The sequence below is a fragment of the Longitalea arenae genome (assembly GCF_016924755.1).
GTDB classification, from domain to species: Bacteria; Bacteroidota; Bacteroidia; order Chitinophagales; family Chitinophagaceae; genus Niastella; species Niastella arenae.
On the sequence record NZ_JAFFJX010000013.1, the window covers coordinates 58007 to 72483 of the forward strand.

Sequence of the window (14477 nt, forward strand, 5' to 3'; positions counted from 1 at the left end):
ACCGCATAAAAAATCCCCATTCCTTTCCGGCATAGCCGGTATGGAACGGGGCGCTGCATTTATAACTGCCTTTGGCCATCGACAAGCGGCCGCCACTAACTTATTCTTATTACCGGATCAGCAACTTATGCATATATGCTTTATCGCTTACTATTATTTTCAACAGATAGCTTCCTTTTGACAGCTTTCCGAGATCGAGTGGCGTTTTGAACAGCGTCGTATGTTGTTTGCCAAACTGCCTGGTGCCTACCAGCCTGCCCTGTTGATCAAGCACCTGCACCAGTACATTTCCGTCAATCATACCCTCCAGTTTAAGAGAAAGATTGCCATTACCGGGGTTGGGATATACCGAAGCGATTATAGCATCGTCACGCTTTACATTTACCATAACGATAGGGGAAAACGAGTAGGCGCCATCCTGGTCAACCGGTTTCAGCCTGTAATAGTTCTTCCCGGCCAGGGGCGCTTCGTCAAGGAACAAATAGTTTGTTTTCCCGGCCTGCACAAAACCAATCGTGGTAAAATCAATGCCATTGGTGCTGCGCTCTACCTCGAACTCTTTAACATTTTCTTCCACCCCTGTTTTCCAGGTAATGTGTACCGCAGCGCCTTTCAGCGCAGCCTGGAACGATACAAGGGTTACCGGTAAGGGGGTTAATACCAGCACGATGGTGCGGTCGGTATTGGTAATGACGGGTGGATTAAAGTCAAAGTAAATCCCGGCCCTGTTCTTAATAGTGTCGCCTACCTGCACTGTAGATAAGGGTTTAATGCGATAGGATATATAACCGTGACTGGCCGGTTCATTGATACCGGAATATGGAAGCTTGATTTTACTGAACTGCCAGGTCAGTTTATTACCATCTTCAATGGCCAGCTGATAGCTATGACTGGCAGAGATCATTTGCAGGGAATTCCAGTCGAGCCGGCTTTCGAGCGTATCTCTTACAGTTATATTGAAGGCGGTATCCGTTCCCATATTCTGAAACCGGATCAGGTAATGCAGGTATTCTCCTTCATTGACCTGGGCAGGCGTGATCACGCCGGCATTCGCTTCTGTTTTATCATTGGGATCGTAAGAACCCTGTACGAGTTGTTTTAATACAGCCGTATCATCGGCAGGCGTTTCATCGCCGGCTACAGGCCCGATCGCCGCTACAGAACGAACGGTATCGCCGAGATTGGCTCCAGGCATGGCTGCCAGGCGTAAAGTGACCAGGATCGATGCCGAATCAAAGGGATTCAGATTGGTGTAATTCCACGTCACTGTATTACCGGTTACAGCGGCCGGCGCCGGGGATGCATTTTGATAAGTGAATGTAGGATCGAAGCTGAGTTGTATGGTGCCAGAAGGGATGTTCACTGTACCTGCATTCCTGTAAAGTACCTGGTACCGCACCTCAAACCCCGGCCGGGCCGGGTCAACTGCATGCATGGCTATGAACAGGTCTTTTTTGTTTGGGATGGGTTGAACCGCAAAGCCAATAGAATCCTGGTTATAATAGCTGGAGAAGGTATTGGTTTGTGATGCAGGAAGAACCGTATAATATGGACTGAATAATTGTACAGCCGTTGTGTAAGTACCGGTGTCTACATGAAGCATGAACGAGCCGTTATAAGGCATTGCAGCAACCGAAAACGCGTCTTTTTGTGTTTTTACAATGGCATGATCGAAATTCTTTTCACCCCCATCCCGTATTCCATTGCTGTTGGCATCTAAATAAATGGTTCCTTTTATGGTATTGGCATTGCTATACTTTATGATTAGCCCATCGCTGCCGTCGAATGAACCAGGGCTGCCAAAACCGGCGATGGCAAAGTCAACATCGTTGGTGGGCATAACGGCCATGGCATATTCATTATTCACCGTGCCTGAGGCCTTTTGCCAGAGCAATGTCCCATTGGCATCGAGCCTCAGCGTCCAGCAATCGACGCCACCCGCTGCATCTGTCACTTCGCCATCCGCCGATTGGGTAAAACCGGTTACGAACGAACCGTTTGCCGAAGCTGTTTGCAGCCCGAATGAAGCATCGTTGTTTGAACCGCCATACAGTTTCGACCAGAGCAGGTTGCCGCTATCATCAATTGTTATGACCCAAAAATCGGCGCTGCCGTGATTACCGCTTAGATCGCCGTCATTGGAAAAAGAATAGCCGGACAGCGTATAGGTATTATCGGCATTGCGCACGAGGTTATTCAAAACATCCTGTGCGCTGCCCCCGAAATTCTTTTTCCAGACCAGGGCGCCGGTTGCATCAATTTTAAATACCCAGCCATCGCTGGAGCCTTTATTGGCAGGCAGATCGCCATCGGTTGAAGAAGAGGCGCCGCAAACCAGGTATCCTCCATCGGGCATCTGGCAAATGGCATATGCAGTATCTTCCTGAGAACCGCCATAGGCAGCAGCCCATTGCCTGTCGCCATTGGCGTCGAGTTTGATGATCCAGGCATCGCGTTCGCTGTTAACTTTTAACACATCGCCGTTATTCGAATTGGTGAACCCGGCCACTATATAACCACCATCAGTAGTTGCTTTTAGTGAATACGCCCTGTCTTCGCCCGAGCCGCCATATGATCTTTCCCACAAGGCATTACCCGATCCATCGCGTTTTGACACATAATAGTGGGCCGTATCAGGATAGCTGCTTATATAACCGGCGGTGACAAATCCGCCGCTAACCTCCTGAACCGATAAAAGCGCCCCGCCTATCGACCCCATCCATCGGGACCAGCGCAATGTTCCGGTACTATCCAGCCGGGTCATCCATCCCGCCCCGTTATTTGACTTAGTCCATATAAATTCATCTTTATAATTGAACCCGCCGGTGTCGCTACCGATCAGTATATATCCTTTATCGACGGTTCGCTGGCCATCGTAAAAGAACTCCATATCAGGATGCGTTTTAATATATTTACTCCATATAATGCCTGGCGTTTGCGCAGGCGCGGCTGAACAGATCACTAGCAGGCATAAGGCAGGTAGTAGAAATTTTTTCATACCTAATTTTTGTAATGCTTGTATCCGGGAAAATGGGTGATGGAAATGAGAACAGGGAACGGACCACGAGGTTTTTGCCGGAGATTGGTTAACGGGAAGATAATTAAAATGAGTGAATACCACCCCTATGACCATGCAGGAGTTTGCAGCTGCGTCGTTTTCGCTGATAAGCGTGCAGATTTACCGGTTAAGCGTGCAGGTTAAGGCAATAAAAAAGCCCCCGCGTGCGGCCCGGACTTTTGTATTATTGGTTTATTGCTTTATTAACTGTACGGAACCCAACAGCCGGTTTTTTTTCTCATCGTAAATGCTTAACCAGTACACCCCTGCTCCCACTTTAAAGTTTCTGAGTTCAGCTGTGCTTTGGTTAGCCACCCGCTTCGACAATACGATCTGCCCCTGCAGGTTCGCTATTGTGAACATATATGTTTTACCGGTGCTTAACCCATTGATGGTTAATGGACCAGTAACCGGATTAGGATAAATGGTAATTACCTGCCCTGGATAATCAGTATCGGTAATTCCTGTGGACATATCCCGGCGAATGGTAATACTATCGATATTCGTTTGGGCCATGTAGCAATCTTCACTTGTTTTCATTTTTACATATACATTATTATCGCCCAGGGCGAGTGAAGAACCATTTATAGTAAGGGTGCTGATGTTGCTTTCGGCCTGCACTATATTGGTGAAGCTGTTGTTCCAGGCAAAAGTATACAGGGGATTCTTTCCTCCACCGCTTGCATTGGCGGCCGTTACGATCACCGGGTTGAACAGGTTGGTAACATGGGTAATGTTTGCCGACAGATCCACCTCGGGACTAACAGCTGCTGTTACTGTAAAGCTCGCTGTAGTGGTTTTGGTGTCTGTAACATTACTATAAGTAACCGTCAGATTATGCGTACTGCCAGTAATGGCCGAAACGGTGAATGATACGGTGCTATCGGCGGCAATAGTCAACAACTCAGCATCTAATTTAGCCGTGACCGTGATACCGCTGGCTGCAGTCGGCAAATTCATGATCCTGATCTTTTGTTCTCCCGCGTTTTTACAGTAGTTCAACTGTAATCCACTTACTACAGGTGTGGGCGGAGCGGGCACAGGAGTAAGCGCAATTACCGTCTCATGGTTATTTGTTTGTACCGGCAGGTTAAAGTCAAAGTAAATAGAAGCCGAGTTATAGATCTTATCGCCCAATTGCAAACTGTTCCTGGGTTTTATGCGATAAGTGATATAACCATGGCTGGCCGGTTCATTGGTATTATGATCAGGCAACAAAATATCGTTGAATGTCCAGGCAGCATACTTGTTATCTTTTAAACTGAACTGGTACGGATGACTGGCGCTGACCATCTCCAATGCCGCAATATCCAGCTGATCGCTGAGGGTGTCTTTTATTATTATATTGAAGGCCGTATCGGTACCCATGTTCTGAAAACGAATGGTGTACGTCAGCGGCTGACCGGCCTGTAATTGCTCGATATACAAAGTACCGTTATGGTTTTCGTGTTTATCATTGGGATCGAAGGAACCTATGACGGTTTGTTTTAAAGTATCTATATTATCTTCAGGTGTCACATCATTTGCAATTGGATTAATGGCGGCTATGAAAGTGAGCACATCATGCAGGTTTACAGCCGGAGGCGGATCTATTTTCATTTGCAAATTAATATGAGAACCATCGAAAGGAGATAAACTGCCAATATTCCAGACAAGTGTATCAGCGTTCGTTGATGAAGGCGGTATTGATGAAGATATCAGGCTGACAACGGATGGCTTAACTAATTTAATCACTGTATTGGTGATTACGGTTGTACCGACATTTGAATAATCGATCCTGAATCCTCCATTAAATCCGGGCCGCAATGCTCCCATCGACTGCAATGACAACTGCAGATCATTTTTACCAGCTATCGGGACAATTGCAAAGGAGAGTGAATCTTTGTTTTTATAGGAGCTAAAGCTTGATGTTTGTGATACAGGGCTCACTGTATAATAGGGTCTTGTATTCAGCGTTAACCAGGTGATGTAAGTTCCGGTGTCTACCAAATTAATAAAATCACCGCCGTTACTGATGTTTGACCTGTTTACGGCGCCCTCTTTTTTGCTTTCAACAAAGCCGTACTTAAAGAATGGCTCTGCCGGCTCTTTTACCCCATTGCCGTTATTGTCAACAAACGCTTTACCTTTTATTTGATTCAGGGCTTTTACCTTTATAATCCAAAAATCTTGATTTTTAACGCCTGCAGCGACATACTCATCATTCTCCAGTGCAAGAACTGCATTCAAAGCACCTCCGCCATAAGACACCTGGTATAGAAAACCAGCTTGAAAGAACGGAGGAGTTATTGTACTTATTCGATTAAGATTAATAACAGGACTACTGGATACGTATGCAGATAAACATGTAAGTATCGTACTGTCTGGTAAGAGTTGCACAGCCTCGGGACCAGCTTCTTTAACGGTCGAAGAGCCGAGTATTGGTGGTGTCGATGCACTGGCACCAAAGCCATTAATAAATGTTCCGTCTGAACTATTTAATCTGCTAAAACTCCAACTTGAATTAGCAGCTGTTACAAAATTTATCGAACTGCTCACTTTTATCAACTGGTTGCTGGGTAATTCCAGTATACGGCAATTGAAACGCGAAGGCCCCGGATTGCCCGGAGTAAAAAGGGGATATTGTTCCCACAATACATTCCCCTGCCCATCAATTTTTAACGCCGCCTCTTCATAAATGGCATACACGGGAGAACCAGTCACTTGCGGATATCCATTATACTGCTGATACCCGCTGATAATATAATTGTTGTCGCTGGTTACCGTTAAACTCGACGTAAACTGGTGATTGGGATTACCATATGTTTTTTGCCATATCAGATCACCCTGACCGTTAATTTTCAATACCCATATGTCGGCCCCACCATGATTTCCGCTTACATCAAAATCATTTGACCGCGCATCGCCGGCCACCATATAATTTCCATCTTCCGTTTTCCGTATAACCCATCCATGATCTTCTTCACTGCCTCCAAAGACTTTACTCCATTGAATAACACCATAACGATTAATTCTTACCACCCACAGGTCTGAAGCAACATTAGTGCTGGTATGCAAACCCGTTACATCGCCATCGACAGAGCGGGAAGTGCCCACGCAAATAAAATCACCATTACCAACTTGTATGGCATGCACAAACTCATCCGTATTGGAGCCACCATAACTTTGCTGCCACTCTATATCCCCGGAACTGTTCAGTTTGACCACCCAGGCGTCGCTGGAATCTGCAGTTCCATGATGCCCACTGACCTGGCCATCATTTGAAAAGGAAAGCCCGACTACCAGAAATCCGTGATCGGAGGTTGGAACAATAGTTTTGGCCCGGTCTACTTTTGTGCCGCCCACATTTCTCTCCCAGTCAAGCGATCCAGGCAGCTTTTGGGTTTGTGCCGTTACAAACAAGGGAACAATTAAAAGGGTAAAGAGGTAGAATTTTTTCATGGCTTATCGAGTCGTTTCTATATAAATTTAAAATTTAATTCAAGTATCTCAAGCGATTTGTCGAGCCTTCTGTGCCCCAATCAGAGTTAGTCCATTTTTGGGAAATCGGGGATCGTTGTCAATAGCAGGAGTTAAAACTAATTATTAAACCGGTGGATTGGACGAAAACTTAATATCCGTGTCGTTTTCGCTTATAACCGTGCATTTTTGACTGATAAACGCGTAGCCAGTTACCACCAGCCCAGGCAATAAAAAAGCCCCTCCGGGCCGAAGCCGGGAAGGGCGTATATCAAGAGATATGAAAACGCTGATTAGTCAGCTTTCACTTTACCTTTCACCTTGGCGATCACTTCTTCAGCGATGTTGTTAGGTGCAGGCGAGTAATGGCTGAACTCCATGGTGCTGGTAGCGCGGCCAGATGACAAGCTACGCAACTGGGTTACGTAACCGAACATTTCGCTCAGCGGTACTTTCGCTTTAATTACCTGGGCGCCACCGCGGCTGTCCATGCCTTCCAGCATACCACGACGACGGTTAAGGTCACCGGTAACATCACCCATGTATTGTTCAGGAGTAATAACTTCCACTTTCATGATAGGCTCCAGTAATACGGGTTGCGCTTTACGGCCAGCTTCGCGGAAACCGCTTTTGGCGCATAACTCGAACGACATGGCGTCAGAGTCAACCTGGTGGAAGCTACCGTCGAAGATGCGCACCTTCATGTTCTCAACAGGATAGCTGGCGAGAACACCTGTGCCCATGGCAGCTTCAAAACCTTTCTGAATAGGCTGAATGAACTCACGGGGGATAGATCCACCGAAGATATCATTCACGAACTGGAAGCCTTTATCAGGATTTTCTTTCAGCCACTCTTCATCAGCGGGTCCGATCTCAAACACGATGTCGGCGAATTTACCGCGGCCACCGGTTTGTTTTTTCAGGATCTCGCGATGTTCAACCTTTTTCCTGAAAGCTTCTTTATAAGCAACCTGGGGAGCACCCTGGTTAACTTCTACCTTGAACTCACGTCTCATACGGTCGATGATGATCTCCAGGTGCAGCTCACCCATACCACGTAAGATGGTCTGGCCGGTATCTTCATCTGTATTAACACGTAATGTAGGATCTTCTTCCACCAGTTTGGCGATAGCCATACCCATCTTATCAACGTCGGCCTGTGTTTTAGGCTCAACGGCGATCGCGATCACCGGCTCTGGAATGAACATGTTCTCCAGTACGATCGGATGATTCTCATCGCAAAGGGTATCACCGGTCTTGATCTCCTTGAAACCAACCGCAGCACCGATATCACCTGCTTCGATGAAATCGATGGGGTTTTGTTTGTTGGCGAACATCTTCATGATACGGCTGATACGCTCGTTCTTGCCACTGCGCATGTTCTTCACATACGAACCGGCATCGAGGTGGCCGCTGTAACAGCGGAAGAAGGCCAAACGACCTACGAAGGGGTCGGTCATGATCTTGAAGGCCAGGGCTGCGAAAGGCGCTTTCGGATCGGCTTTACGAACTTCAGGCTCTCCGGTCTCAGGGTTGGTACCTACTGTATCTTCGATATCAACCGGTGAAGGCAGGTAGCGGCAAACGGCATCAAGCGCAGTTTGTACGCCTTTATTCTTGAATGAAGAACCGCACATCATGGGAACGATGCTCAGATCGATCGTAGCTTTGCGGATCGCTTCATGCACTTCGTCTTCAGTGATCGAGTTAGGATCGTCGAAGAATTTCTCCATCAGTTTGTCGTCGTATTCGGCAACAGCTTCGATGAGGTTCTGTCTCCATTCGTTCACTTCTTCGATCATATTCTCCGGTACAGGGATCTCATCGAAGGTCATACCTTCTGTTTCCATGTGCCAGATGATACCTTTCATCTTGATCAGGTCAACCACGCCTTTGAAATCATCTTCAGCGCCGATGGGCAATTGCAGGGGAACTGCTTTTGCACCCAGCATTTCTTTCACCTGTTTAACCACCATCAGGAAGTCAGCGCCCGAACGGTCCATTTTATTTACGAAACCGATACGGGGAACCTTATAGCGGTTAGCCTGACGCCAAACGGTCTCAGACTGAGGCTCAACGCCGTCCACGGCAGAGAACAGGGCGATCAAACCATCCAACACACGCATAGAACGCTCAACCTCTACAGTGAAGTCAACGTGTCCCGGAGTATCGATGATGTTGAAATAGTATTTTTTAGTATTGGCATCCGCCTTACCTTTTACGGTAGGAAAGTTCCACTGGCAGCTAACCGCAGCAGATGTGATGGTGATACCTCTTTCTTTTTCCTGCTCCATCCAGTCGGTGGTAGCCGCACCATCATGCACCTCTCCTATTTTATGGATCATACCGGTATAGCGCAAAATACGCTCCGTAGTAGTTGTTTTACCGGCATCAATATGTGCCGCAATTCCAAAATTTCTTTGTAATCGTAAGTCTGCCATGACTTTTGTGTATTTTCTTTTTAATTATCCAGGGAAAAATGCCCTGAAAATGAGCGGGCAAAGGTATGAAAAATTCCATCGAATTTCTTATAGGCCAGGGTAAAAATAAATGACCACCCGCGAGGGTAAAAAGAAAGCCCTGTGTGATTTACAGGGCTTTGCGCTGCAGTAACCAAACGGGTAATGGTAAAATTAATACAGATAATTCAAAGCGGTGATATCGTTGGCATTAAAGGGCCGGTTCTGACCCGATCCAATGCAGGACAGCATCCAGCTGTTAGGGTCAGGTCCGCTGGGGGTACCCGGAATAAGCACCGCGCCTACACCGGCAGAACCTTCATTCACCGGTGAACCGCCGCAGCTATACGAACGGTTCATATAATCGGTATGACGGAAGCCGATGCAATGGCCGATCTCATGCGCCAGAATGGTTGCCACGGTGTTCTGGGGCTGACCGGATACCGCGCTGTTATTGAGGATCACCCGGTTATACGGATTACCACCGGATGGGAAACCGGCCGAAGCCAGGAAACCACCCGATCCGTTCACGATCTGGATATTGCCGCCCGACGACACCCGGGTAAAGGTGATCCTGAGGCCCAGGGCATTATACCGCGAAAGGGCGGTATTCAAAGCGGTAGACCAGGTATTCAAAGCAGAAGACATACTTACGGTAATGTTACGCGGCAGGCCGGTAACCAGATTATTCGTACGATACTGCTCCTCTTCCCCCACCCGTAAAAACTGCATCTCGGGTTTGGCATCCAGTTCCTCCTGACTGATCAAAATATCACCTTCAACAATGTAATTGCCTTTTCCATCTGCTATTACATTTTTGTTACTGAAACCCAGGTTGTAAATTTTTGCCAGTACATCTGCTGAAACATCCGAAGAAGGGGGAGGCGTATCGCTATCGTTGGTTGCATTTTTGCGGCAGGCAAATAAGGTGAGCATGCAGGCTGCCACGACTGCAGTGAGCGCGAAAATAGTCTTTCTCATGTGACTGTAGATTTAAGTTTAATGGTTGGTTACTGCATCTGATCTTCTATCAATTTAATCAAAATTATCTTGAGCAGTATGCAGCAAAATGGCAACTGCGTTGCAGAAGCAGCGCCATTTTACCCAATTACCGTTAGGCATAACCGTTAATGTGGAAAAGTTTTTTACCGAACCACAAACCACAAACTACAAACTACAAATGACAAACGTTGAACGCGCCGGCCGCATTTGCTGTTTGGCTTTTAATATAGATAATTGAGCGCCACCTTATCATTGGCATTGAATGGCCGGTTCTGCCCCGAGCCAATACATGACAACATCCAGGAATTGGGATCCGGATCGGGATTGGTGCCCGGAATAAATACCGCCCCTACCGTGCTCGCCCCTTCATTCACGGGCTGGCCGCCACAGCTGTAGGCGCGGTTCATATAGTCGGTATGGCGGAAGCCTATACAGTGGCCCAGCTCATGCGCCAACACAGAAGCCACCGTCGCCTGCGGCTGACCGCTTAATGCAGCTGAATTCACCTTTACCTGGTTATACGGGTCTCCGCTGCTTGTAGGAAAACCTGCGGAAGCCAGGAAATTGCCATTCCCTTTTACAATAGAAATAGCGGCGCCGGAACTGACGCGTTGAAAACTGATCCGCAGATTCTCCGCATTGAATCGGGCAAGGGCCAGATCCAGGGCAGCTACATAGGAAGCCGGCAGTTTTGAAGAGATACTCACGGTAATGACCCTGGGCAGGCGGGTTACCAGGTTATACGTACGGTACTGTTCTTCACTTCCTACCCGCAGGAACTGAAGATCCGGCGCCGCATCCAGCTGGGCCTGGCTTAATAAAATATCCCCTTCCACCACGTAATTCCCTTCTTCGTCCCTGGTCACCTGTTGATTACTGAATCCGAGTTTATAAATTTTATCGAGGGCTTCATCTGAAACCGTTCCCTGTTCTGTAGCACCATTTTTACGGCAGGAAAACAACACAACAATGCAGGCAGTCAACATCACTGCCATCTTCCCGGGAGATGTTCTCATAAGTGTTTCGTTTTAACAGTTTACAAATTAATAGTACTTTCAATTTAAGGAAATTAATCACATGACCGCCCGCTAATTCAGCAACCGGGTTGCAGATGAAAGTTTCCGGTTCCATAATTCAATGTGTTCTACCAGGATACACCAGAAATTATATGGCAGTTTAGGATGCCCGATCTGGTTAGATGAGATTTTCCCGCCTGGTGCCTGGTTTTGGCCGGCCTGTTTTGTAACATCATTAGTTGTCATTCACTTTCATTTATTCAGTAGATTGTATTATGAAACGAACCGGGCTTTGGCTGCTTATACTAACATTGACCACCCAGCTGGCGCAGGCGCAGCAGCGGGATCTGCTGGCCAATCGCAAATTGTCGCCAGTGCTGTTAACCAACAAAAAACTGTTGACCAGCAAACAGCAACAGGTATTCTGGATTGTTACTTCCAACATCGATTCGGCCCGCACTTATTTCCGCACCAGACAGCCTTCCATACATATCATTCAGGAACATGCGGGCGGCCTGCTGGTGGTTTCGGCCAGGGGTACGCAGATCGACTCTCTCATCCTGACCCAGCCTTTCGTCCGTTTCGTTGATGTGCCCCGTGAGCCACGGGAGGAACTGGCGATTGCCACTTATGATAACAGCCTGAACACTATAAACATGGTGCATGATCAGTTCCCCCAGCTAAAGGGCAATAACATGGTGGTTTCCGTGAAGGAAAACAAACCGGATACCGCAGATATCGATCTCAAAGGCCGGTATATTTCTACCCCGCTTAGTTCAGCCCTTATCTCATCACATGCTTCTTACATGTGCACCATCATTGCAGGTGGCGAGAACTCTTATTATACCGGCGGCGGCGTGGCGCCTGCCGCTTCCCTGATTTCATCCAATTTCGCCAGCCTTTTACCCGATACCGATCATGACTATAAACAACAAGGCGTTTCTGTCCAAAACCATTCATATGGTACCGGTATTGAAAACTATTATGGGGCCGATGCAGCGGCTTATGATGCCAGCATCATCAATAATCCAAGCCTAATGCATGTGTTTTCATCCGGCAACTCAGGCAACCTGGTGAGTACCGGTCCATATGCCGGTATAAACAATATGGCCAATCTTACCGGCAGTTTTAAAATGGCCAAGAACATCCTCACAGTGGGGGCAACCGATTCCTTCGGTTTGGTTTCTTATCTGAGCTCCCGCGGCCCCGCCTACGATGGCCGGATAAAACCAGAGCTGGTGGCTTTTGGCGAAGATGGCAGTTCCGGCGCCGCCGCCCACACTTCCGGAACAGCGCTTTTATTACAACAGTATTATAAAGAGAAACATAGTAACAACCTGCCGCCGGCTTCCCTCATAAAAGCGGTGCTTATAAACAGTGCCGATGACCGGGGCTCGCCGGGACCGGATTATCTCTCGGGATATGGCAGCCTGAATGCCTGGAAAGCCCTGCAGGGCCTGGTGAGTGAGAAGTATATGTCCGGCACCGTAATACCGGGGGGACTGCAAACATTTTCGTTACAGGTACCGGCCAATACGCGGCAGCTGAAGATCACCCTTTGCTGGCTCGATCCGCCGGCCGTTGCAAACGCCCGCAAAGCATTGATCAATGACCTCGACCTGGAACTGGTATATAACGGCAATGGCCAGCTTTGGATGCCCTGGGTGCTGAGCCCGGCCCCCATCATCGACTCGCTGCTCTTACCCGCTGTACGAAAAAAAGACACACTGAACCCGGTTGAACAGATCACGATCCCCGATCCGGCTGCCGGCACCTATACCATCCGGGTAAAAGGAACTGCGATCCCGGCCGGCAATCAATCCTTTTATATAGCCTGGCAGACCGATGCCGCCGATCGCTTTCAATGGCATTTCCCCCTCAGTACCGATGTGATCAGAAGCCGGGAGAACAACCTGGTGCGTTGGTCTTCCACTTTCAATGCAGCAGCCGGCCTGCTGGAATACAGTGTTGACAGGGGCGCCAGCTGGCAACTGATTAACAATGCCGCCTCCCTGACTACTGGCAGTAGCTACTGGCAGGCGCCTGATACCTGCAGCGCGGCCCTGCTGCGCATGACCATCAACGGCCAGGTCTTTATCTCCGATACCTTCACCATTTCTCCTACCCCCGTGGTGCAGGTTGGTTTTAACTGTGCCGATTCAGCGATGTTATTCTGGGACCGCATCCCCGGCATAAGTACCTACCGGGTATACCAGTTGGGTGAAAAATACCTGCAACCGGTTCTTACTTCAGCAGATACCAGCATCATCGTTCGCCAGCCGGGCAACTCAGTGTATTACACGGTAGTACCGGTTACGGGCCAGCGGGAAGGACTAAAAGCATATACGATCAATTACCAGCTACAGGGGGTCGACTGCTACCTGAAAACCTTTTTTGCCGACCTGGTGAATGGCAATACCGGTTCGCTGTATGCCGAGATCGGCACCCAGTTCAATGTAAAAAGCATTACGTTCGAAAAATTGAGCGGCAGCAGCTACCGGCCTTTGCATACCATTCAGCCGGTAACCAGCACCATCTTCGAATATGCCGATCTGAACCTGGTGGATGGAGTCAACACCTACCGGGTAAAAGTGGAACTCGCCAATGGACAGTTCGCTTACAGCAATACCCAAAGCATTTACTATTTCCTTACTACCCGTTATATCATCTTCCCGAACCCCGTGCCGTCAACCGGTTCTTTATGGGTGCTTACGAAAGAAGAGCCGGAAAACACGCAGCTGCTGCTCTTCAATACCCTTGGGCAGAAAGTATTACAACACCGGTTAACGCAAACAGCAGAAGCAGTACCATTACCGGGGCTGAAGAACGGGATCTATTTTATAATTATTCAGAAGAATGGAAAGCGCGAATATTCGGGCAAAGTGATGGTGCGGTGACGAGGAACCATGAACTGGGAACTGTGAACTTTGAACAGTTAAGGTGAAGTAAATACAAACAGAAAAACCCACCGGAAAACCGGTGGGTCGTATATGGTAAGATGTACTTAACTGTGTTATACGCGGAAGTGAGCAAAAGCCTTGTTAGCTTCAGCCATACGGTGTGTATCTTCTTTCTTTTTGAAAGCACCACCTTCCCCTTTGCTGGCTGCGATGATCTCGTTGGCCAGTTTTTCCGACATGCTGCGGCCATTTCTTTCACGGCTGTAGCGGATCAGCCATTTCATGCTCAGGGAAACTTTCCTTTCAGCACGAACTTCGGCAGGGATCTGGAAAGTAGCACCACCAATTCTACGGCTGCGTACTTCTACAGCAGGCGTAACATTGTTCAGGGCTTTTTTCCATACTTCATATCCGTTTTCACCGGTTGTTTTAGCAACGCGGTCCAATGCGGTATAGAATAGGTTGAAAGCTGTATTCTTTTTTCCTTCCCACATCAGGTTATTGATGAACCTTGTAACCATCACATCATTATACCTGGCATCAGGCGCTAAGGGAATTTTTTTGGCTTTTGTCTTCCTCATTT

At 47.9% G+C, this 14477-nt stretch carries 8 protein-coding genes; 1 reads left to right on the forward strand and 7 read right to left on the reverse strand.

The genetic code is table 11. The annotated features are described in order from the left end of the window. Nucleotides 1-109: 109 nt before the first annotated feature. The 6 genes from JT717_RS21640 to JT717_RS21665 form a co-directional block, all read right to left on the reverse strand. On the reverse strand, nucleotides 110-2998 hold the full coding sequence (locus tag JT717_RS21640; RefSeq protein ID WP_205513125.1) for a T9SS type A sorting domain-containing protein: 2889 nt from the start codon (nucleotides 2996-2998) through the stop codon (nucleotides 110-112). A 252-nt stretch (nucleotides 2999-3250) separates the two neighbouring features. Next, complete coding sequence (locus JT717_RS21645) at nucleotides 3251-6499, reverse strand: T9SS type A sorting domain-containing protein (RefSeq protein ID WP_205513126.1); 3249 nt, start codon at nucleotides 6497-6499, stop codon at nucleotides 3251-3253. 311 nt (nucleotides 6500-6810) lie between these two features. Next, nucleotides 6811-8958: an elongation factor G gene (gene fusA / locus JT717_RS21650; protein ID WP_205513127.1), complete on the reverse strand. Its 2148-nt coding sequence runs from the start codon at nucleotides 8956-8958 to the stop codon at nucleotides 6811-6813. Between the two features lie 192 nt (nucleotides 8959-9150). Continuing rightward, nucleotides 9151-9957, reverse strand: coding sequence for a M57 family metalloprotease (locus tag JT717_RS21655; RefSeq protein ID WP_205513128.1), 807 nt, complete (start codon nucleotides 9955-9957; stop codon nucleotides 9151-9153). Nucleotides 9958-10199: 242 nt separating this feature from the next. Next, the gene (locus tag JT717_RS21660) at nucleotides 10200-10994 is read right to left on the reverse strand and encodes a M57 family metalloprotease (protein ID WP_205513129.1); all 795 of its coding nucleotides are present in this window, start codon (nucleotides 10992-10994) and stop codon (nucleotides 10200-10202) included. 72 nt (nucleotides 10995-11066) lie between these two features. Beyond that, nucleotides 11067-11240 carry a hypothetical protein gene (locus tag JT717_RS21665; protein ID WP_205513130.1) on the reverse strand — a complete coding sequence of 58 codons (174 nt, stop codon included), beginning with the start codon at nucleotides 11238-11240 and terminating at the stop codon, nucleotides 11067-11069. A 29-nt stretch (nucleotides 11241-11269) separates the two neighbouring features. Between JT717_RS21665 and JT717_RS21670 the strand changes: the two genes are divergently transcribed. Beyond that, nucleotides 11270-13891, forward strand: coding sequence for a S8 family peptidase (locus JT717_RS21670; RefSeq protein WP_205513131.1), 2622 nt, complete (start codon nucleotides 11270-11272; stop codon nucleotides 13889-13891). Nucleotides 13892-14007: 116 nt separating this feature from the next. Here JT717_RS21670 and rpsG read toward each other — a convergent pair whose 3' ends face one another. Next, nucleotides 14008-14475: a 30S ribosomal protein S7 gene (gene rpsG, locus JT717_RS21675; protein ID WP_205513132.1), complete on the reverse strand. Its 468-nt coding sequence runs from the start codon at nucleotides 14473-14475 to the stop codon at nucleotides 14008-14010. Nucleotides 14476-14477 lie beyond the last annotated feature (2 nt).